This is a genomic window from Streptomyces sp. NPDC049541, assembly GCF_044465725.1.
In the GTDB taxonomy this organism is placed as follows: domain Bacteria; phylum Actinomycetota; class Actinomycetes; order Streptomycetales; family Streptomycetaceae; genus Streptomyces.
This window is the reverse complement of record NZ_JBITLY010000020.1, coordinates 1-21,081: the sequence shown is the minus strand read 5'-3', so window position 1 is coordinate 21,081 and position 21,081 is coordinate 1. Positions and strand designations below refer to the sequence as shown.

The window sequence follows — 21,081 nt, the reverse complement described above, 5'->3', positions numbered from 1 at the left end:
ACGCCGTATGGAGGCCGTACGAGTGCTCGATCGGCCGTCACCCGATCTAGGGTTTTGGCATGGCACGACCACGGCGCATCGTCCTTGTCCGGCACGGAGAGTCAACGGGCAATGTTGATGACACCGTTTACGAGCGGGAGCCCGACCATGCGCTCGCACTGACCGAGCGGGGCTGGCAGCAGGCCGAGGAGACCGGCAAGCGGTTGCGCGAGGTCTTCGGCCGCGAGCGCGTCAGCGTGTACGTGTCGCCGTACCGCCGCACGCACGAGACCCTGCGCGCCTTCCATCTCGACCCCGAACTCATACGGGTGCGGGAGGAGCCCCGGCTGCGCGAGCAGGACTGGGGCAACTGGCAGGACCGCGACGACGTGCGACTCCAGAAGGCCTACCGGGACGCGTACGGCCACTTCTTCTACCGCTTCGCCCAGGGGGAGTCCGGCGCCGACGTGTACGACCGGGTCGGCGGCTTCCTGGAGAGCCTGTACCGCAGCTTCGAAGCCCCCGACCACCCGTCCAACGTGCTGCTGGTGACCCACGGCCTGGCCATGCGGCTGTTCTGCATGCGCTGGTTCCACTGGACGGTCGCGGAATTCGAGTCGCTGTCGAATCCGGGGAACGCGGAGATGCGGATGCTCGTTCTCGGGGACGACGGCAAGTACGTACTTGACCGGCCTTTCGAACGCTGGCGAGATCCAGAACCGTACGGGATCACCGGATAGAGTGGCAGAGCGATGACCTCTGACACCTCTTCCGACGGGCGCCTGGACCGCGCCCTGGCCAGCCTGCGTGGACTGGCGGTGGGGGATGCACTGGGCTCGCAGTTCTTCGTGCCGGCGAACTATCCGCTGCTGAAGCGCCGCGAGCTGCCGCCGGGCCCCTGGCAGTGGACCGACGACACGGAGATGGCCTGCTCCGTGGTCGCGGTCCTGGCCGCCCACCACCGCATCGACCAGGACGCCCTGGCGCAGTCCTTCGCCCAGCACCATGACTTCGACCGGGGGTACGGTCCCGCGGTCAACCGTCTGCTGCGGCTGGTTCGAGAGGGCGGGGACTGGCGCGAGCTGGCCGCCGAGCTCTTCAACGGACAGGGTTCCTGGGGCAACGGAGCGGCCATGCGGATCGCCCCCTTGGGCGCCTGGTACGCGGACGACCCGGAGCAGGCGACGCATCAGGCGGAGATCTCCGCGTACCCCACACACCAGCACCGCGAGGCCGTCGTCGGCTCCATGGCGGTTGCGGCGGCCGCCGCGCTGGTCGCCGCCCCCGGCGGGCCGCCGAGCCCGGAGGCGCTCCTCGACGGAGTCGTCGCACTCGTCCCGAAGAGCGCCGTCGGCGCGGGCCTGCGGCGCGCACGGGACATGCTCGACTACGCCGACGCGGGCACCGTGGCGGCCGTACTGGGCTGCGGACGGCGTACGTCCGCCCATGACACAGTCCCCTTCGCGCTCTGGTCGGCCGCGCGGGCCCTCGGCGACTTCGACGAGGCGTTCTGGACGACCGCGCAGGTCGGTGGTGACGTGGACACCACCTGCGCCATCGTGGGCGGGGTGCTCGCCGCCGGGACGGGCGGCCTGCCACCTGCCGAGTGGGAAGGGCGGACGGAGCCACTGCCGGACTGGCTGCCGACCGTCCGGACACCGTCGCTCTGAACCCTCCGCGGGCCTGTGCAGCTTGCCCGGAGACGCCACTGAAAACTCTCTGTGTTCACCGGGAACTCTGCGTGACCGTGCGTCCGTTGTGGTGACATCAGCCGTGTGGCGCAGGAACGGATGCTGACGTGCGAAACGTCCGGGGGTGGTCGTGCAGTTCCTGATCGTGTGGGCGGTGCTTTCCGCCCTGAGCTTGCTGTGCCCTGCGGAACGTGTGCGGAGGGCCGGACCGACGTCCTCGCCGTCGGTCCCCCGGACTCGGTCCGGACCTCCGCGGCCCCATGCGGGAGCGGTTGTGTCAGCCGACCGTCGCTCCCGCCGTGCCGGCGAGTGCTTCCAGGTCGCTCTTGCGGACCCGGATCACGAACCAGGCGGTGCCGAAGGCGAGTACGGCCATGGCCGCGGCCGCCACGAAGCCCATGGAAATTCCTCGGGCGAGCACCTCGTGTCCCCAGGTTCCGGGCAGCTGGTGCGTCTTGGCGAACTCCGCCTTCTGCTGCGCCGAACCGCCCGCGAGGAACTTCGGCAGCTGCTTCTGTGCCTCGTCCTTGCTGGCCGACCCGAACACCGTCGTCAGAATGGACAGGCCGAGCGAACCACCCACCTGCTGCGTGGCGTTGAGCAGTCCGGAGGCCGCACCCGCCTCGTGCTGGGCGACACCGGAGACCGCTGTGACCGTCAGCGTCACGAAGTTCAGACCCATGCCGAAGCCGAAGACCAGCATCGGACCGAGCACTCCGCCGGCATACGAGCTGCCGGAGCTGATGAGGGTCTGCCAGGCCAGTCCGATCACCGCGAGAGCCGAGCCGGTGAGCATGAACGGCTTGGGCCCGAGCACCGGCAGGAACCGCTGGGACAGCCCTGCGCCGAGCGCGATCACGACGGTCACCGGCAGAAACGCGAGACCGGCCCGGATCGGGCTGTACCCCAGCACGTTCTGCACGAAGAGAACGATGTAGAAGAACATCCCGAACATCGCCGCGGCCAGGCTCAACATGATCACGTATGTTCCGGAGCGGTTGCGGTCGGCGAACATCCGCAGCGGAGTGATCGGCTCCTTGGCCCGGGACTCGATGAGCGCGAAGGCCACCAGCAGGACCACGGCGGCGCCGAAGGAGCCGATGGCCAGCCCGTCCCGCCAGCCGTCGTCCGCTGCGCGGATGAAGCCGTAGACGAGGGAGGCCATGCCCGCCGTCGAGGTCACGGCACCGGCGATGTCGAAGCGGCCCGTATGCCGTTCGGACTCGCTGATGTAGAGCGGCGCGAGCAGGGTGATCAGAATGCCGATCGGCAGGTTGACGAAGAACACCCAGCGCCAGTTGAGCCACTCGGTGAGCATGCCGCCGGCCAGCAGACCGATCGCGCCGCCACCCGCGGAGACCGCGGCGAAGACGCCGAACGCCCGGTTGCGCTCGGGGCCTTCGGGGAACGTGGTGGTGATGAGCGCCAACGCGGTGGGCGACGCAATCGCGCCACCCATGCCCTGCAGGACGCGCGCGGCCAGCAACTGCCAGGGCTCCTGGGCGAGTCCGCCGAGCAGCGAGGCGACGGTGAACAGCACGATGCCGGTCATGAAGACCCGGCGGCGGCCGAGGATGTCACCGGCGCGGCCGCCCAGCAGCAGCAGGCCGCCGAAGGTGAGCGTGTAGGCGCTGACGACCCAGGTGAGGTCGGTCGTGCTGAACTTCAGAGCGTCTTGAATGTGCGGGAGCGCGATGTTCACAATCGTCGCGTCGAGTACCACCATGAGTTGGCAGGCCGCGATGACTGCGAGCGCAATGCCGGGATGCCCTTCCCGGCGAGCCGCACCTGGCTTCTGTTCCTTGATCAACTGAGAGGTTGTCACTATGGGTCCCCCACAAATGCGTTAGTGAACGCTCGCGTTCACTGTCGCGCCAACCGTAGTGAGTCCCCGATAGTGAACGCAAGCGTTCACTTAAATTGGTGTCGTGTGGCGAATCCCCCGCTCCTGCCACCTGGCGCTCTTCCCTTCCCCGAAAACTCCGCTCCCCCTGCTCGCTGGAGATACGCAGATGGTTACTTCGCGCTGGACGGCCGCCCCCGCTCAGGCGGCCTCCCTCCGTCGGCGTGGCGCCGTGCTCGAACGCGCGATCCTCGATGCCGCCCTGGAACAGCTCAGCACTGTCGGCTGGAGCGGCCTCACCATGGAGGGCGTCGCCGCCGGCGCTCAGACCGGCAAGGCCGCCGTCTACCGGCGCTGGCCGTCCAAGGAGGATCTCGTCGCTGACGCACTGCAGGCCGGGCTCCCGCGCATAGAGGAGGCGCCCGATCTCGGCAGCGTGCGTGAAGATCTGCTCGCGCTGTGCCGGCAGGCGCGTGAGGCGATGTTCTCGCGATCCGGTTTCGCGGTCCGCTCCGTGATTCACGAATGCGACCCCATTCAGGCCGTGCGCTTTCATGGCGTGATCTTCGACGGGATCGTGGAGCCCACCATCAAGCTGCTTCGCGAGGTCATCACGCGTGGAATAGACCGGAATGAGGTGCGGCCCGACGCGGCGAACAGCTATGTCTTCGATGCCATCCCGGCCATGATGATGTACCGCTCCAAGCTACGCGGAAGCGAATGGGAGGATCGTGATCTCGAGGAGATGATCGACCAGTTGATGGTTCCGCTGCTGCGACCGGGCGTCGACTGAGTGCGGGGAGCCGCCGTCCTGGAGCGGGAGGGGGAGCCGGGGTGTCGCCGGATGATCCGCGGGGCGTAGGCTGAGGGCGCCATGCCGTACGAACCACCTACTCACACCATCGAGCGCTCCCTTCGCGCCACGACCGGAGCGAAGATCATTGCCGGTGTCGACGAGGTGGGGCGCGGTGCGTGGGCCGGCCCCGTCACCGTCTGCGCGGCGATCACGGGACTGCGTCGGCCTCCCGAGGGCCTCACCGACTCCAAGCTGCTCACCGTCAAGCGGCGCACCGTTCTTGCCGTGGAACTGCAGAAGTGGGTGACCTCCTACGCACTGGGGCACGCCTCGCCGGAGGAGATCGACGAGCTGGGTATGACCGCGGCACTGCGCCTGGCGGCGGGCCGCGCCCTGGAGGCTCTGCCGGTCCGTCCCGACGCGGTGATCCTCGACGGCAAGCACGACTATCTGGGCTCGCCCTGGCAGGTCCGTACGGTCATCAAGGGTGACCGGTCGTGCGTGGCGGTTGCGGCGGCCTCGGTGATCGCCAAGGTTCAGCGCGACAAAATGATGGCCGAACTGGGTATCGACCATGCAGACTTCGGTTTTGCGGACAACGCCGGGTATCCGTCGCCCGTGCACAAGGCCGCACTGGCGGAGCGGGGCCCCACCCCGTACCACCGGTTGTCGTGGGCGTATCTTGATGCGCTGCCCCAGTGGCGACATCTCAAGAAGGTCCGCAGTTGGGCGGACGGAGGCGTTCCGGAAATCGAGGGTCAGCTCGGCTTCGACTTCTGACGAATCCGCTCGCGCTCATGTGCCACCCGCCGACGCGAGCCGCACCAACGTTTGATAAATATCAGCCCATGCCTCTCATTCCCGAGGAGCCTCAGATTCACGAGAGTGCCCAGGGTCCCCGCGCCACGCCGGCCAGCGGCCGCATCGCGCCGACCCCCCGTCCCGTACCCGGTCCCCGTCCCGCGGCTCCGCCGCGTCCCGGTCGTCCTGGTCCGCTCCGGCCCACGCCGCCGGTGCAGCGCGCGTCGCGTGACGTGGCCGTGGCCACGCCCGGACCCTCGGTCCCGGCCGCCCCTGCCGCCACTGCTTCGGCCACCCCGCAGATCCAGCTGATCCCGGCCTCGGCGGAGGGCGCACTCGACGCCGCCGAGGAAGCCGTGGACCTGCTTCTGGACTCGGGTCGCGCCCCCGGTGAGGTACTGGTGATCACCACCGGTGAACAGCACCCGTGGGCCGCCCACGAGCTGTCCTTCGGCGAAGCCTCCTACTGGGCGCAGCACGACGCGGGCGACGACGTCTTCTACGCGGACGCCTCTGTCGCCGGTCGCGCAGCCTCACGCCCCGTGGTCGTGGTCGCCGTCAACGGCGGCTCCGACGCGGCAGCCGCCTCCGCCCTTCCGCTGGCCCTCACCCGGGCCGGAGCCCTGTTGATCGTCTGCGGCGACCCGCAGCAGATCAACTCGGTGCTGGGCGCGGGCGTCTGAGCCTGTTCCGGTACGTCCACGGGTACACCGGAGCGACGAGGACGCCGCTGTGGGGGCATCGGCACAGCGGGCGTCTCCGCGTGCGCAGATACGGCCGGGACGCCCGGTGCGCGCGCTTCCTCCTGCTCCTGTGGTGTGACGGACGGGGGTAGTGTCGGCGCACTGGGCAGGCTCTTGCCGTGCTGGGAGCGAACGTCTCCCAAGGCATGCGGCGGTGATTGCTCGGAGTACCGACGGGCAGTCCTGACCGGCGTGTGTGCAACTCCCCTCGTTCGGTGCGCTGCGTAGCCGGCGTACGAAGGGAGCTTGCTGGTCGGTCGGGCGTGACCCGTCGGTGTTCTCAGCGGGCCGCGGCGCGGCGCAGGACCTCCGAGGCGGCACCACCGGTGCGGGGCAGCGGAGGCGGCGCCTCGGATATGCCGAAGGGTTCCGGTGAGGAGTCCGCGTTGGGGCGGCGCCCGCCACGGCCCTCCCCGAGCACCTGCCAGCCGTCCCGGGTCAGCGTGATGTACGCCCCGCAGCGCAGCCCGTGCAGAGTGCACGCGTCACGCAGGCCCCACATCCATGCGCCGTCCTCCTCTGTCCAACGCGCGTCGCCCTCACGGCAGTAGAGCAGAACCGCGGTACGCACCGGTGTGCGGCGCCGCAGGTCGTGCGGGATGACCCGGCGAAGCTGCGCAAGCAGCGTGTTGCGGAACATCCAGCCGTCGGCGGGAGCCGGGCGGCGAGTGAACGAGGCGCTCGCGCACACGCGTTCGTCCGGGTCGAGGACGGCCACCACCGCGGTCGCGGGCCTTGGGTGATGCCGGGAATGGAGTCCGCTGACGACCTCGCGGGGATTGCGCAGCAGAGGAATTCCGGCGGCGGCCCACTCCGCGGGTTCGAGCATGCGGGTGAGAGGGCTGGCGGATGCGGCGGACAGGTCGGCAGACGTCGACGTGGATGCCGCCGAGGACGGAGCGAATCCGAAGGTCACGGTCCTCCCTTCGGCTACGCGCCCACACTGGGGGCGGGGTCATGTTCAGGGGAGCGCACGCCGCAGCAGAGCCCTACCGGACCACGGACGAGCCGTGCGGGGAGCGGAGTTCAATTCTTCCTGTCGAACTTGGATGCGGCAACGAGCAATTGGGGCCACTGACCGAAACACGGTGGTGTGCGGTTTATATCCCTACCCAGTACGTTGCGTCACGACGCATGTGCCGACCGTTCACCTCGAGTTCGAGCACCGTTGGGATGGCGGGGTTCAAGGCGCGGCTGCTTGGCGGCGTGCCGTGCCGCGGTCAGCCCTGGACGGCCAGGACGAGGGGCAACACCCCCTGTGCACCGGCACGTCGGAGCAGGCGGGCCGCGACCGCGAGCGTCCAGCCGGTCTCGGTGAAGTCGTCCACGAGGAGGACCGGACCCGCCGTCTCGGCGAGAGCGGCGGCGAGGGCGGGCGGCACGGTCAGCGTGCCGGCCAATGCCTTCAGGCGCTGTGCACTGTTGCTCCGGGCGACATGGGCCGCGTCGCTCGCGTAGTCCACGGAGCCGAGCAAGGGCAGCCTGCCGACCTCCGCGATACGCGCGCCCAGGGAGTTGATCAACTCGGGGCGCGTGCGCGAGGAGACGGTGACCACACCCACCGGGCGCGGCTGCGGGTCGGCCACCCCCGGGGCCCATCCCTCTGGCCCCTTGGCCCAGTCGGCGAGCACGCCCACAACGGCCTTCGCCACGTCGTCCGGCACGGGACCGTCGGCGGCCTGGGGCGTCAGCATCGGCCGCAGCCGGTTGCCCCAGCCGATGTCCGACAGCCGCCCCAAGGCCCGCCCGGGAGCGGCCTGTTCACCGACCGGGATGCGTCCCTTGAGGTCGACGCCGATCGCCGGCAGGCCGGTCGGCCACATACGGCGTGGCTCCACCTCGACGCCCGCCCGGCCGAGATCGACACGTGCCGCGTCCAGTGCGGTCGTGGACATGTCCGTGGTGAAACGCGCGCCCGCGCAGTTGTCGCAGCGGCCACAGGGCTTGGCGCCCTCGTCGTCCAGCTGGCGCTGCAGGAACTCCATGCGGCAGTCGGTCGTCGAGGAGTACTCCCGCATCGCCTGCTGCTCGGCCCTGCGCTGCCGCGCGACCCACTCGTACCGCTCCGCCTCGTACGTCCACGGCTGCCCCGTTGCGATCCAGCCGCCCTTGACCCGCTTGACCGCCCCGTCCACGTCGAGCACCTTGAGCATGGTCTCCAGACGGGAGCGGCGCAGCTCCACCAAGGGCTCCAGGGCGGGCAGCGACAAGGGCTTGTCCGCGCGCGCGATGACGTCGAGAGCGCGGCGCACCAGGTCTTCCGGCGGGAAGGCGAGCGATGCGAAGTACTCCCAGATGGCCTCGTCCTCCTTCCCCGGCAGCAGGAGCACCTCGGCGTGTTCGACCCCGCGTCCGGCGCGGCCCACCTGCTGGTAGTAGGCGATGGGCGAGGACGGCGAGCCGAGGTGCACCACGAATCCGAGATCCGGCTTGTCGTACCCCATGCCGAGCGCGGACGTGGCGACCAGGGCCTTCACCCTGTTGGCGAGGAGATCGTCCTCAGCCTGCTGCCGGTCGGCGTTCTCGGTCCGGCCCGTGTAGGAGGCGACCGTGTGACCGCGGTGCCGCAGGAAAGCGGTGACCTCCTCAGCGGCGGCCACGGTGAGCGTGTAGATGATCCCGGATCCCGGCAACTCGCCGAGGTGGTCGGCGAGCCAGGCCATGCGATGTGCGGCGTCCGGCAGCCGCAGCACGCCCAGGCTCAGGCTCTCCCGGTCCAACGGGCCCCGCAGTACCAGGGCGTCCGACGAACCCCCGGTGCCGAGCTGCTCGGCGACGTCGGCGGTCACGCGCGCGTTGGCGGTGGCAGTGGTCGCGAGCACCGGGACACCCGGCGGCAGATCACCGAGCATCGTGCGCAGCCGCCGGTAGTCCGGACGGAAATCGTGCCCCCAGTCGGAGATGCAGTGGGCCTCGTCCACCACCAGGAGCCCGGTGGCGGCGGCGAGCCGGGGCAGCACCTGATCCCGGAAGTCCGGGTTGTTGAGGCGCTCCGGGCTGACCAGCAGGACGTCGACCTCACCCGCGGCGATCTCGTCCTGAACGGTGTCCCATTCCTCGGTGTTCGAGGAGTTGATCGTCCGTGCGTGGATGCCGGCCCGGGCTGCCGCCTCGACCTGGTTGCGCATCAGCGCGAGCAACGGGGAGACGATGACGGTGGGCCCGCTGCCCCTGGCCCGCAGCAGCGACGTCGCCACGAAGTAGACCGCGGACTTGCCCCAGCCCGTGCGCTGCACGACGAGCGCCCGGCGTCTGTCGGCGACCAGCGCCTCGATCGCCAGCCACTGGTCCTCGCGCAGCCGGGCCGCGCCCGTGGCGTCCCCGACGAGGCGGGCGAGGACCGCGTCCGCGGCCGCCCGGAGTTCCGCGTTGCTCGTGTGCTCCATGCATCCCATCAAACAGGACGCCACCGACAAGCCCGGCCAGGCCTGTGGAGGAGAGAGGCTCTTGACGTGTCCCTGGCCCGACTTATCCACAGGGCAAACCGGAATCTCGCCATCCGCGAGATCGTCGGCGCATGACGAACCACGGCGAAACCACTGGATCCCCTGAAAACGGCAAGGCCACCGGACGTGAAGGCGCCGAGCGCAACGACGGACCCGGCGAACCCGGCCGACGGGACAAGCACGTCGGCCCGGCCGCTTCGGACGACCGCCGCGGGCGCGACGCGCAGGTCGAGCACGGTGCACAAGACGCGCACGAGGAGCGCCCGGGCCGCCCGGACCACGTCGACTGCACCGCCTACGACAGCCATGGCCCCGAGCACCAGGTCACGCTGCGCACCCCGGCCGAACTGGCCGATGCCCTGCCCTATCTGCTGGGGTACCGGCCCGAGGACAGCATCGTCCTGGTCGCCCTGCACGACCGGGACGGCCGCGGCCGTTTCGGCGGCCGTGCCCGGCTCGGCATTCCGGCGAGTGCGGACGACTGGGCTTCCGTCGCCCAGCAGTTGGCCCACGGGCTGGTCACCGGCAGCGAGCGCAGGGGCGCCCGGCCCGAACAGATGGTCGCGTACCTCTGCCAGGAACCGGCGAAGGGCGAAACGGGTCGGCAGGTCATGAAGCGGTTGCGCCCGCTGGCCCAGAAACTGCGCGTCGAGTGCGGACAGCTCGATGTGCCGGTGATCGAGGCGCTGTGCATCTCGGACGGCCGCTTCTGGTCGTACTGCTGTGGGAACGAGGCGTGCTGTCCGCCCGAAGGCCTCCCCATGGGCCTGCCCGGCACCTCAGTGCTGGCCGCCGCTGCCACGTACGCCGGCCTGCAGGTGCGGGGCACTCTGCGGGAGCTGCGGGCCAGGCTGCTGCCCTGGGAGACTGTTGCCGCCCTGGAGCAGGAGAGTGCCCTGGATGCCGCGAGCATGGCGTTGGTCCCCAGGATCCTCGACGGCGCCGGTCGCGAGGGTGTCGCCGAGGAGACACTGGAGCTGTCCGCGCAGATCATGCGCCGGCTTGCGGGCGCACCGCCCGTGTCCGGCACCCTCACGGCGGACCTCCGCGACGACGAACTGCTCGCACACGACGAAGCCGCGACCCTGATTCTCGGCCTGCAGGACCGTGCGACCCGGGACCGCGCGGCCGAGTGGATGGAGGGCGAGGAGGCCGCGCTCGCACTCCGGCTCTGGCGGGCCCTGGCCCGCAGGTGCGTCGGCCCCTACGGCGAACACGCGGCGGCACCGCTGACACTGGCCGGTTGGGTCGCCTGGTCCACGGGTGACGACCTGGAGGCCCGGGAAGCCCTTGCCATGGCCCTGGGCGCGGACCCGGATTACCTCTTCGCCCGCCTGCTGCACCAGGCCTGCAACGAAGGGCTGGACCCGGAGTCGATCCGCCGCTGCCTGCGAGCGGAGCGACAGGACCGGGGGCGGACGGCAGTCGAGCAGTCGCACGGCAAAGCGGGAACCGCAGAGCCGGTGACGGTCCAGGACGTCGAGTCGGAGCCGGTGTCGCAATCGGTCTCGCAATCGGTCTCGGGAGCGCAATCGGTCTCGGGAGCGCAATCGGTCTCGGGATCGGAGTCGGAACCTGTGTCGCAATCGGTGCCGGATCCGGTGTCGGAAGAGACTTCCCGCCCGCGACGCCGTGTCCGCTCCAGCGGCACGGTCCGCAGCCACTCCCGCTCGGCGAGCGCGGAAGGCCGGGGGAGTGGCACGAGCGTCCCGCCCGCGGACGGCAGTGGCAAGCGGCACCCGCCCCGGCTCCGCACGGACTGGTCGCACCCGCCCGCGTACCCCAGGGAAGGGCGCCACGCGCCGGGACCAGTGTCCCGAAGGCCTGCGTCCCGGAAGCGACGGCACAGAGGAGCAGCCGTGAGCAGGTGTGAGGCGAGCGATGGTCGGAGCGTGCGGACCGACGCCGACTGTGGGACGCTCCGCACGCCGCAGCCAGACTTCGCCGGTGTTGATCAGCGTCGCCGCCGACCATCCGGGCGGGCCCGTCGCGGGCGTGACCCGGAGGACTGCCCTTCCGTTCACCTGAGTGGCGGAACGCCCGGATGGGTGGGGCCGCCACACAGTGAACGTCCGTCCGGATCCTCTCACCCGGCGCCGCATACGCCCGAGGTGCACCGAGCGCAGAAGAAGCCGCCCCATGCATCAGCCGACTCCGCCCTCCGCTGCCGGCGACGACTCTTCCGGCGCAAGCCGGACCACGCGGTCTCCCGGGGCGGGCGCCCCCCTGCCGACCCACGCGGACCGTGCCGCCCGGTACGACGCCTGGTCCGCGGCCGGCAGCACGCACGCCTCTGCCCCGGGCGGACAGGACTGGTACCCGCCCGGGGCGACGGAACGACCCGGGCCCGCCATCGGGGCGACCTGTCAGGACCGACTCCCTGGCAGTTCGACCGAGCAGGGCCTCACCGGCGTGCGCCCGCACGACCCCGGGCGCTGGGCACCCGAGCCGACCGAGCCGGACCATTGTGCGCCCGGGCCGACGACCCCGGATCAGCCCCCACCCGGGTCGGCCGACCCGACCCGGCCCTCCGAGCCACTCACCGGCCGGTCACACGCACTGCCGTCACCCCCGGGCCAGGGCCGGATCCTGCCCCCACCCCCCGGTCAGACGCCCCGCCCATCCACCTTCTCGCACCCAGGAGCGACCCCACCGTCCCGAACCGCAACGCCGCCTACGCCCCGCCGGTCCGCCGAACTGCCGTCCACGCACACCGCCATGATCTGCGTCGCACTCCCGGGCCTCGCCATCTCGTCCGAGGACGGGCAGATGACCGGTCAGGGGCTGGAAGGGTTCTACCGGGCGGGCCGACGCGTGCTCTCCCGTTGCCAGGTCCGCGTGGCCGGGCGCGAACCGCTGGCGGTGCAGGCCCGGATGACCTCGGCCGACCGGGCCCGCTTCGTGGGCACGCTGCGCGCCTCGCCGCACTCCGGTCCGGACCCGGACCTCGTCGTCGAGCGGATTCGCCACGCGGACGGGACGGAGCGCATCACCTTGCACAGTGCGGCCCGGCGCCCCCTGCGTGTGCCTCTCGAAGTCGCCCTCGGCACGGACCTGGCCGACCTGGGGGCCATCGCGTCCGGCACCGCTGGGCCCGAACTGCCCGCCAGTGTCCACGACTCGGGCCTGCGCTGGTCCGGCACCACCGGGCACTCCTCGGTCACGGCAGATCCGCCGCCCGCGGACGCACTGGCCTCCGCAGGGTTGCTGCGCTGGGAGTTCGAGCTGTCCCCCGGCGGCAGCACCAGCGTGGAGCTGCGGGTACGGCCGGACGGTGCGGGCCCTGTCCGGGCCGTGCGCCGCACGGCCACGAGCCCTCTTGCCGCCGCCAGGGGGTCCGGTGACGACCCCAGGGTCCAGCCGCTGCTGAGGACGAGCGTCGAGGACCTCCATGCCCTTCTGCTGCGCGACCCCGACCACCCTTTGGACATGCAACTCGCGGCAGGAGCCCCCTGGCGCTGCGGTCCGGCCCCGGCCGAGGCACTGGCGGCGGCACGGATGACGCTGCCTCTCGGTACCCGGCTCGCCGCAGGCACGCTGCGTACCCTCGCGCGCACCCAACTGCGGGGCGCCGGGCCGCAGTCGGGCATGATCCCCGGGCCGCGACGGGACGCGGGCATCCATCTGCCACCCGGCTGTACCGGCGCGGAAGCCACGCTGCTCTTCCCCGCGCTCCTCGCGGAGGCCCGCCACTGGGGCCTTCCCGAGGCCGAGACGGAGGAACTGCTGCCGGCGGCCGAGCGCTGTCTGGCCTGGCTGCGGACGACCGTCGGCGAGGGCACCTACCTGAGTGACCCGCATCCCGGCGGTCCCGTCCGCTGCGAGACGCAGGCCCACGCCCACCGTGCGGCCCTGCTGGGCGCCGATCTGCTCGATGGCTGCGGGAGGCCGGGCGGCGCCGAGCTGCGGCAGTGGGCCCAGATGCTGCGGGCGGAGTTCAGGGAGGACTTCTGGGTCGACGACCGCGGTGGCGGCAGGCCGGCCGCCGCTCGCGCCCCCGACGGCACCCCGCTGCCGTACCTGGGGGCTGCCGCCGCCCACCTCCTCGACACCGGCCTGCTCGGCGGGGGCGAGCAGGCCCCCGGGCTGCTCGACAAGGTGCAGACCGAACAGCTCGCCCGCTTGCTCGGCGGGCCGGGGATGGACTCGGGCTGGGGGCTGCGCGGACTGGGCGTGAAGGAAGCCGGCTACAACCCGTTCGGCCATCGCAGCGGTGCCGTGCGGGTCCACGAGACAGCGATCGCCGTCGCAGGCCTGGCCGCCGCTGGCTACGAGAAGGAGGCGGGTTCGCTGCTGAGGGGTGCCCTGGCGGCGGCCGAGAGCTTCGGGTACCGGCTGCCCGAGATGTACGCGGGGGAGCAGCGCACCGCCGGGAGCGCTCCCCTCCCGCACCCGGCGGCCTGTCGTCCGGCCGCCACCGCGGCGGCCGCCGGTGTGCTGCTGCTGGTGACTCCCGCGGGTATCCGTCCGGACGCTCCGGCCGGGACGATCACGCTGCGGCCCATGCACAGCGCCCCCCTGGGCGAGATCGTCCTGAGGGGACTTCGCATCGCCGGGGCTCCCTTCTCCGTACGGGTCAGCCGCCTCGGCCTCGCCATGGTCGAGGAGGCTGCCGACGGGCTGCAATTGGGAGTGTGACCTGGGGCGACGTACCACCGCACAGCAGCCGGAACCAGGGGGTGCGGCTCATACCGGACCGAAGTGGATCAGCCGTCGAAGCGGCCGACGAAAGGAGTGTTTATCGTCAGGCAGACGACTATGATCGCCGCATGCCCTACGACCCGTCAGCATTTCCGCCCTTCGCCGTCACCGTGGACCTGGTCGTGCTGACCGTGCGTCGGCATGCCCTGTGCGCGCTGGCGGTACGCAGGGGCGAACCACCGTTCCAGGGGCGCTGGGCGCTCCCCGGCGGCTTCGTACGGGCCGACGAGGATCTGGCACAGGCAGCCGCACGCGAGCTGGCCGAGGAGACCGGGCTGCGCGCCCACGACCCGGCCGCTCCCGCCCAGGACAACGGCGCCCACCTGGAACAACTCGCGACTTACGGAGACCCCAAGCGGGACCCGCGGATGCGCGTGGTCAGCGTCGCGCACCTGGCACTCGCCCCCGACCTGCCCGCACCCCGAGCGGGCGGCGACGCCAGCAATGCGCGCTGGGCGCCGGTCGAGGAACTGCTGCAGCAGGGCGGTTACGGCCGGGACGGCGAACCGGTGGCCCCGCTCGCCTTCGACCACGCCCAGATTTTGTCCGACGGCGTGGAGCGTGCCCGCTCCAAGATCGAGTACTCGTCCCTCGCCACGGCGTTCTGCCCCACCGAGTTCACCGTCGGCGAGCTGCGCCGCGTCTACGAGGCGGTGTGGGGCGTGGCCCTCGACCCGCGCAACTTCCACCGCAAGGTGACGGGCACACCCGGGTTCCTCGTCCCCACCGGCGGGACCACCACACGCCAGGGCGGCCGCCCCGCCCAGTTGTTCCGGGCCGGCGGCGCCACACTGCTCAACCCCCCGATGCTGCGCCCCGAAGTGTGACGGCACGGTGCCGGGCGGATGGTCACGGCCTGCGGAGCGGGCCGCGCTATACCCGAAAAATCGGACATAGCGCGCTATCTTGCTTCAGGTGATCCAGGCCTACGGATTGACCAGCAATCCCCGCAAGGAGCTTCCGCCCGCGGTCGACGACGTCTCCTTCGACGTGCGCGCAGGCCGTGTCACCGCGCTGCTCGGCGCGCCGGGGGCGGGCAAGACGACCGCACTCAAACTCATGCTCGAACTCCAACAGGGCCGTGGCATCACCTACTTCAAGGGCCGCCCCTTGCACCGCATCGCCCATCCGGCGCGCGAAGTCGGCGTGCTCCTGGGTGATGTACCCGGGCATCCGGCCCGTACCGTCCGTGGCCATCTCCGCATGCTGTGCGCCGCGGCAGGAGTTCCGGCCCGCCGCGCCGACGAGGTCCTCGAGGTGGTCGGCCTCGTCAGCCTGCGTGACGAACGCCTCGGCACCCTCTCGCGCGGCATGGACCTCCGCCTCGGCCTCGCCTGCGCCCTGCTGTCCGACCCGCACACGCTCGTGCTCGACGAACCCGCCGGCGGTCTCTCCCCCCGCGAGGCCCGCTGGCTGTACGGCATGCTGCACGCGCACGCCGCTCAGGGCGGTACCGTCCTGCTCACCACGGCCGACCCCAAGGAGGCCGCGCGCAGCGCCCACCGGGTCGTCACGCTGGAGCGGGGCAAGATTGTCGCCGACCAGGACGCGGAGGACTTCTCCCGCACCCGGCTGCGCCCCCGCGTCGCCGTCCGCAGCCCGCACGTCGTGCGCCTCGCTGCCCTGCTCACCAAGGAAGCCCGCACCGGCCATCGCTCCGTCGAAGTCGTGCACGAGGGCGGCAACCGTCTCTCCGTCTACGGCAGTAGTTGTGCCGAGGTCGGAGAGACCGCGTTCCGCCACGGCATCCTCGTACACCAACTCGCCGACGAGATCGGTGACATGGGGCCCGGAGCGGTGGAATCCCCGGTCGACGGGCCGGAATCCGCCGACGAGCCGCTGGTGCCGGACGAGCCACCCGCCCCGGACGGGGCCCTCGGGCCCGACGCGGCAGCGCACCGCTCGACCCCGGCCGACGCGCCCGGGCAGGGAGGCGCCGAACCGGCCTCCCCGACTCCGGCCGATGCGTCCTGCGAAGCCCCCGAACCGCGGTCCCCGGCTGACGCGCCCGGTGAGGTCGCCGTGCTGAAGGCACCCGTCCACGCGCCCCAGTCATCTGTGACGCCGGGGCGCGCCCCGGCGCCGGCCGTGCGCCCCGCTGAAGCAGGCGCCCTCGACAGCCCGCCCTCCCTGCCGCCCCCCATCTCCGTCCGTCCTGCTCCCAGCCCCCTGCGTCCCCTGCGCTACGAAATCCGTCGCGCCGCCGGCATCGGCACCGGGTTCGTCACCGGGGCCGTCGTACTCGTCGTCTCCGCCCTCGCCGCCGTCCTCCTGGCCCGGTTCGGGCACACCCCACAGGCGCGCCTGCTGGCCGCGTGGCCGCGCGAGCTGCCGCTGCCGCCCGCCGCGCTCGGTGCGGGACTCCTCGGCGCGCTGGCCTTCGGCGACGAGTTCCGCCATCCCGCGCTCGCGGCGGATCGCGGCACCGTGCCCCGTCGGCTGGGGCTGCTCGCCGCGAAACTCCTCGTCGCCACGGTCACCGCCCTGATGCTGGCCTTCCTCACGGTCGGCTGCGACGCCGAGGTGCTCTACATCGTCTACGGACGGGAGCTCATGCAAGTTCCCATGGACTGGCTCTCGCTGAGCGCGAGTTGGCTCGGTCTCGTCGTCGGATGTGCCTGGGCCGGAGTACTGGCCGCGGGCGTCTTCCGGTCCACCACGGCAGGACTCGCGGCCGTGATCTCCGTACCGGTCGTCGTCGTTCCGCTCGTACAGAAGGCCTTGGCGGGATCGTCCGTGCGGATGGCGGCCGGGCTTCCGTTGCGGTTGCACGAGGTGTTCCTGCTGCAGTGGCCCTTCGGGGGAGAGCGCTATCTGTGGGCCGCGGCGAGGGTGATCGCCCAACCCGTCGGCGGCGCCCTGACGTTGTCGCTGACCGCTCTGCTCTGCGCGTATCTGCTCACCACCCTGCGCAGCAGGGTCCGATGACAGCCGTCCGCGCGCTTTCGTCCTCCCCTGTGCGCAACTCCCTGGGGAAAGCCCATTTCTTTCCGATAAGGCGTCAATTGCGACGGGGTGAGCGATCACCCTTTCGTGTGCTTTTCACCAAAGACCTCAAGGGAGTTGGAGACGGCGCCGACAAAGGATCCGTGAGTACCCTTGCGCACACCATGATGACCGCCGCCCGCTCCGCCGACTCCGGTCTGGCCGGCCCGGGCGATCTCGACCGCTACCCCTACGCCGAGGCCCATGTGGTCGACCGCGTCGGAGCCCCCGCCTGGGAGAGCGCGGACCCGGAGCTGGGCCGCGTGGGCCGGCGCGCCGCGGGCAGCCGCGGACGCGGGCTGCACGGCCAACTCGTCCAGCAGCTGGGCCAGATGATCGTCTCCGGCGATCTGGGCGCCGACCGTCCGCTGGTGCCCGAGGAGATCGGCCAGCGTTTCGAGGTCTCCCGCACCGTCGTCCGTGAGTCGCTCCGGGTCCTGGAGGCCAAGGGCCTGGTCAGCGCTCGCCCGAACGTCGGTACGCGTGTGCGCCCGGTCAGTGACTGGAACCTGCTCGATCCCGACATCATCGAATGGCGCGCCTTCGGGCCGCAGCGCGACGATCAGCGTCGCGAGCTGAGCGAACTGCGCTGGACCATCGAACCGCTCGCCGCCCGCCTCGCCGCCGGGCACGGGCGCGAGGACGTCCAGCAGCGGCTCGCCGACATGGTGGAGATCATGGGCCACGCCATGGGGCAGGGTGATGCCATCACCTTCTCCCGCGCCGACGCCGAGTTCCACTCCCTGCTGATCCAGGTTGCGGGCAATCGGATGCTGGAGCACCTCTCCGGGATCGTCTCGGCCGCCCTCCAGGTCTCCGGCGGCCCGGTGACCGGCTGCGACCGGCCGAACGAGACGTCGCTGGCGCACCACGGCAGGATCGTCGACGCCCTCGGTACCGGGGACGGCGCGGCGGCCGAGTCGGCCATGCGCCAACTGCTGACCGTCCACCCCGAGGTGGAGCGCGTGGTGCCCGCGCCGCGCGAACACTGACCGCACCCCGCGGGCGGCGCGGCCGGGAGGTGCCTCCCCCTCCTGGGGCATGGCCCGGCCGCCGCACCGCCTCCGTCGGACCCCGCAGGATCTCCGGGATCCTGCGGGGTCCGACGGCGCCACGGGTCGCGGAGACCTTGGGAAAGCCCCGATCCCGCCCCCGGGTGACCCTGTATGTCCCTGTCTGATCGCCTTTGAGTGCTTACAGGGTGTGATTCGGACCACGCAGATTAGGCGTAACACTCGGGGAAACAGCGCGATGACCTAAGAGGTGACAGCCGAGGAGGGAATACGGACGCCGTTTGCGGCGCTGTGCATCTTCCCGGTCCCGCCCGCGCCGTCGGCCCAATCCCCAAGCCGGCGGTCGGCTCCTGTCCGTCCTGGACGGGGCCGGAAGCCGTTTTCCAACGTTCCGAGAGGTTGTTCGTGTCGGCCAGCACATCCCGTACGCTCCCGCCGGAGATCGCCGAGTCCGTCTCTGTCATGGCTCTGATTGAGCGGGGAAAGGCTGAGGGGCAGATCGCCGGCGACGATGTGCGTCGGGCCTTCGAAGCTGACCAGATTCCGGCCACTCAGTGGAAGAACGTACTGCGCAGCCTCAACCAGATCCTCGAGGAAGAGGGTGTGACGCTGATGGTCAGTGCCGCGGAGCCCAAGCGCACCCGAAAGAGCGTCGCAGCGAAGAGTCCGGCCAAGCGCACCGCCACCAAGACGGTCGCGGCGAAGACGGTGACCGCCAAGAAGGCCACCGCCACCGCCGCCCCCGAGGCGCCCGCCGCCGACACGCCCGTCGAGGACGACGCCAAGCAGGTCGCTGCGAAGAAGGCGGTCGCCAAGAAGACGGCGCCCGCTAAGAAGACCGTCGCCAAGAAGACGGCGGCCAAGAAGACCAGCGCCAAGAAGGACGACGCCGAGGTCCTCGAGGACGAGGTGCTCGAGGACACCCCCAAGGGTGCCGACGAGCCCGAGGGCGCCGAGAGCGCGGGCTTCGTGCTCTCCGACGAGGACGAGGACGACGCGCCGGCCCAGCAGGTCGCCGCGGCCGGCGCCACCGCCGACCCGGTCAAGGACTACCTCAAGCAGATCGGCAAGGTACCCCTGCTCAACGCCGAGCAGGAGGTCGAGCTCGCCAAGCGCATCGAGGCGGGCCTGTTCGCCGAGGACAAGCTGTCCAACGCCGACAAGCTGGCCCCGAAGCTCAAGCGCGAGCTGGAGATCATCGCCGAGGACGGCCGCCGCGCCAAGAACCACCTCCTGGAGGCCAACCTCCGTCTGGTGGTCTCCCTGGCCAAGCGCTACACCGGCCGCGGCATGCTCTTCCTGGACCTCATCCAGGAGGGCAACCTCGGTCTGATCCGCGCGGTCGAGAAGTTCGACTACACCAAGGGCTACAAGTTCTCCACGTACGCCACCTGGTGGATCCGCCAGGCGATCACCCGCGCCATGGCCGACCAGGCCCGCACCATCCGTATCCCGGTGCACATGGTCGAGGTCATCAACAAGCTCGCGCGCGTGCAGCGCCAGATGCTCCAGGACCTGGGCCGTGAGCCCACCCCGGAGGAGCTGGCCAAGGAACTCGACATGACCCCCGAGAAGGTCATCGAGGTCCAGAAGTACGGCCGCGAGCCCATCTCCCTGCACACCCCGCTGGGCGAGGACGGCGACAGCGAGTTCGGTGACCTCATCGAGGACTCCGAGGCGGTCGTTCCGGCCGACGCGGTCAGTTTCACGCTCCTGCAGGAGCAGCTGCACTCCGTCCTCGACACCCTGTCCGAGCGCGAGGCGGGCGTCGTCTCGATGCGCTTCGGTCTCACCGACGGTCAGCCGAAGACCCTCGACGAGATCGGCAAGGTGTACGGCGTCACGCGCGAGCGCATCCGCCAGATCGAGTCCAAGACCATGTCGAAGCTGCGCCACCCGTCGCGTTCTCAGGTGCTGCGCGACTACCTCGACTAGGTCGCCGTCGTACGACATCGAAGGCCCGGTCCTCCCGCGCGGGGGGACCGGGCCTTCTCGTGCTGTCGCGCAGGTGCGGGGTGTGACGGGCTGGATCACTCTGGGGCTCCCACGACATCCCAGAGTGAGGAGCTCGTATGCGTCGTCCCCTTGTCCGGGCGCTGGCCCGGCCGCTGGCCCTTGCGGCCGCGGCGACCGCAATACCGTTGCTTTCCACTGCCCCGGTGGCCGCCGACAGCGTTGTCATAGGGAGTTTCCCGATCGATGTGTCCGAGAGCCCGTGGACGGTGGCGCTCTCCAGCCGTGACCGGTTCGGGGGTACGCGTGCGGGGCAGTTCTGCGGCGGTGTGGCCATCAGCCGTACGACCGTGCTCACCGCGGCCCACTGCATGGGCGAGGACGTCCTGGGGGCGCCGCCGGAGCGCGTCCACGACCTCAAGGTCATCGCGAACCGCACGGACCTGCTCTCGGACCGCGGGCGGGAGATCCCGGTACGTGACGTCCAGGTGAGTCCGGCCTTCGACAGCGACAGCAACGCCGAGGACTTCGCCGTGCTCACCCTCGCCCAGCCACTGCCGCGCAGGTCGGTCATCGCCATGGCGGCCGCCGGCGATCCTGCGTACAAGCCGGGTACCAGCGCGACCGTCTCCGGGTGGGGCGATCTCACCGGCGGTGGCGACTACGCACACAGTCTGCGGGCGACACGCGTGCACGTGCTGCCCGACGCCCGGTGCCAGGAGGCGTATCCGGGCAGCGCCGACGGCATGTACCAGGCCAAGAGCATGCTGTGCGCCGGGGAGGCGGGAGGTGGCCACGACGCCTGCCAGGGGGACAGCGGTGGGCCCCTTGTCGCCCAGGGCAAGCTCATCGGACTCGTGTCCTGGGGGAGTGGCTGCGGTCGTGCGGGCAGCCCCGGCGTCTATACGCGCGTCTCCGAGGCCCTACGAGCGATGGACCGACGGAGCGGGGGCAGAGGCCACTGACGGTGCCCGCACGGCATCTGGGGTGGTACGAGCGCGGGGGGGGGGGGGGGGGGGGGGGGGGGGGGGGGGGGCGCCCCCCCCCCCCCCCCCCCGCCGCGCCCGCCGGGGCGGGGGGGGGGGGGGGGGGGGGGGGGGGGGGGGCGGGCGGGGGGGGCGGGCGCCCCC

At 71.2% G+C, this 21,081-nt stretch carries 14 protein-coding genes and 1 pseudogene; 12 read left to right on the top strand and 3 right to left on the bottom strand.

Annotation, left to right across the window (positions count from 1 at the left end):
- Positions 1 to 59: 59 nt before the first annotated feature.
- Together ACIBW9_RS41115 and ACIBW9_RS41110 are read left to right on the top strand one after the other, a co-directional pair.
- Entirely contained in the window at positions 60 to 719 is a 660-nt protein-coding gene (locus tag ACIBW9_RS41115; protein ID WP_344401721.1) for a histidine phosphatase family protein, read from the top strand.
- Between the two features lie 12 nt (positions 720 to 731).
- The gene (locus ACIBW9_RS41110; protein WP_398963554.1) at positions 732 to 1,649 is read left to right on the top strand and encodes an ADP-ribosylglycohydrolase family protein; all 918 of its coding nucleotides are present in this window, start codon (positions 732 to 734) and stop codon (positions 1,647 to 1,649) included.
- Positions 1,650 to 1,947: 298 nt separating this feature from the next.
- Here the strand turns inward: ACIBW9_RS41110 and ACIBW9_RS41105 are convergent, their stop codons facing one another.
- Complete coding sequence (locus ACIBW9_RS41105; RefSeq protein ID WP_398963551.1) at positions 1,948 to 3,495, bottom strand: MFS transporter; 1,548 nt, start codon at positions 3,493 to 3,495, stop codon at positions 1,948 to 1,950.
- Between the two features lie 187 nt (positions 3,496 to 3,682).
- Between ACIBW9_RS41105 and ACIBW9_RS41100 the strand changes: the two genes are divergently transcribed.
- From ACIBW9_RS41100 to ACIBW9_RS41090, 3 genes are all read left to right on the top strand, one after another.
- Complete coding sequence (locus ACIBW9_RS41100) at positions 3,683 to 4,306, top strand: TetR/AcrR family transcriptional regulator (protein ID WP_398963548.1); 624 nt, start codon at positions 3,683 to 3,685, stop codon at positions 4,304 to 4,306.
- 81 nt (positions 4,307 to 4,387) lie between these two features.
- Positions 4,388 to 5,089, top strand: coding sequence for a ribonuclease HII (locus tag ACIBW9_RS41095; protein ID WP_398963545.1), 702 nt, complete (start codon positions 4,388 to 4,390; stop codon positions 5,087 to 5,089).
- Between the two features lie 68 nt (positions 5,090 to 5,157).
- Positions 5,158 to 5,793 carry a hypothetical protein gene (locus ACIBW9_RS41090; RefSeq protein WP_398963542.1) on the top strand — a complete coding sequence of 212 codons (636 nt, stop codon included), beginning with the start codon at positions 5,158 to 5,160 and terminating at the stop codon, positions 5,791 to 5,793.
- A 340-nt stretch (positions 5,794 to 6,133) separates the two neighbouring features.
- Here ACIBW9_RS41090 and ACIBW9_RS41085 read toward each other — a convergent pair whose 3' ends face one another.
- Together ACIBW9_RS41085 and ACIBW9_RS41080 are read right to left on the bottom strand one after the other, a co-directional pair.
- On the bottom strand, positions 6,134 to 6,769 hold the full coding sequence (locus ACIBW9_RS41085; protein ID WP_398963539.1) for a hypothetical protein: 636 nt from the start codon (positions 6,767 to 6,769) through the stop codon (positions 6,134 to 6,136).
- 304 nt (positions 6,770 to 7,073) lie between these two features.
- Entirely contained in the window at positions 7,074 to 9,239 is a 2,166-nt protein-coding gene (locus tag ACIBW9_RS41080; protein ID WP_398963537.1) for a RecQ family ATP-dependent DNA helicase, read from the bottom strand.
- Between the two features lie 131 nt (positions 9,240 to 9,370).
- On the opposite strand from ACIBW9_RS41080, the pseudogene ACIBW9_RS41075 reads away from it, so the two are divergent.
- From ACIBW9_RS41075 to ACIBW9_RS41045, 7 genes and pseudogenes are all read left to right on the top strand, one after another.
- Positions 9,371 to 11,162: pseudogene (locus tag ACIBW9_RS41075) on the top strand (DUF4192 domain-containing protein).
- A gap of 855 nt (positions 11,163 to 12,017) precedes the next feature.
- Positions 12,018 to 13,937, top strand: coding sequence for a glycogen debranching N-terminal domain-containing protein (locus ACIBW9_RS41070; RefSeq protein ID WP_398963534.1), 1,920 nt, complete (start codon positions 12,018 to 12,020; stop codon positions 13,935 to 13,937).
- Positions 13,938 to 14,068: 131 nt separating this feature from the next.
- Positions 14,069 to 14,827, top strand: coding sequence for an NUDIX domain-containing protein (locus tag ACIBW9_RS41065; protein ID WP_398963531.1), 759 nt, complete (start codon positions 14,069 to 14,071; stop codon positions 14,825 to 14,827).
- Between the two features lie 88 nt (positions 14,828 to 14,915).
- Positions 14,916 to 16,928 carry an ATP-binding cassette domain-containing protein gene (locus ACIBW9_RS41060; protein ID WP_398963529.1) on the top strand — a complete coding sequence of 671 codons (2,013 nt, stop codon included), beginning with the start codon at positions 14,916 to 14,918 and terminating at the stop codon, positions 16,926 to 16,928.
- Between the two features lie 161 nt (positions 16,929 to 17,089).
- Entirely contained in the window at positions 17,090 to 17,977 is an 888-nt protein-coding gene (locus ACIBW9_RS41055; protein ID WP_398963526.1) for a FadR/GntR family transcriptional regulator, read from the top strand.
- A gap of 426 nt (positions 17,978 to 18,403) precedes the next feature.
- Positions 18,404 to 19,933, top strand: coding sequence for an RNA polymerase sigma factor (locus ACIBW9_RS41050; RefSeq protein WP_398963523.1), 1,530 nt, complete (start codon positions 18,404 to 18,406; stop codon positions 19,931 to 19,933).
- Positions 19,934 to 20,070: 137 nt separating this feature from the next.
- Positions 20,071 to 20,916 (top strand): serine protease, encoded by an 846-nt coding sequence (locus tag ACIBW9_RS41045; RefSeq protein ID WP_398963521.1) that lies wholly within the window; start codon positions 20,071 to 20,073, stop codon positions 20,914 to 20,916.
- Positions 20,917 to 21,081: the final 165 nt, after the last annotated feature.

Excerpts from the sequence above, each read along its gene's own strand:
- ACIBW9_RS41115 (WP_344401721.1), top strand. The coding sequence starts at position 60 with ATGGCACGACCACGGCGCATCGTCCTTGTCCGGCACGGAGAGTCAACG.
- ACIBW9_RS41110 (WP_398963554.1), top strand. The coding sequence starts at position 732 with ATGACCTCTGACACCTCTTCCGACGGGCGCCTGGACCGCGCCCTGGCC.
- ACIBW9_RS41100 (WP_398963548.1), top strand. The coding sequence starts at position 3,683 with ATGGTTACTTCGCGCTGGACGGCCGCCCCCGCTCAGGCGGCCTCCCTC.
- ACIBW9_RS41095 (WP_398963545.1), top strand. The coding sequence starts at position 4,388 with ATGCCGTACGAACCACCTACTCACACCATCGAGCGCTCCCTTCGCGCC.
- ACIBW9_RS41090 (WP_398963542.1), top strand. The coding sequence starts at position 5,158 with ATGCCTCTCATTCCCGAGGAGCCTCAGATTCACGAGAGTGCCCAGGGT.
- ACIBW9_RS41080 (WP_398963537.1), bottom strand. The coding sequence starts at position 9,239 with ATGGAGCACACGAGCAACGCGGAACTCCGGGCGGCCGCGGACGCGGTC.
- ACIBW9_RS41070 (WP_398963534.1), top strand. The coding sequence starts at position 12,018 with ATGATCTGCGTCGCACTCCCGGGCCTCGCCATCTCGTCCGAGGACGGG.
- ACIBW9_RS41065 (WP_398963531.1), top strand. The coding sequence starts at position 14,069 with ATGCCCTACGACCCGTCAGCATTTCCGCCCTTCGCCGTCACCGTGGAC.
- ACIBW9_RS41045 (WP_398963521.1), top strand. The coding sequence starts at position 20,071 with ATGCGTCGTCCCCTTGTCCGGGCGCTGGCCCGGCCGCTGGCCCTTGCG.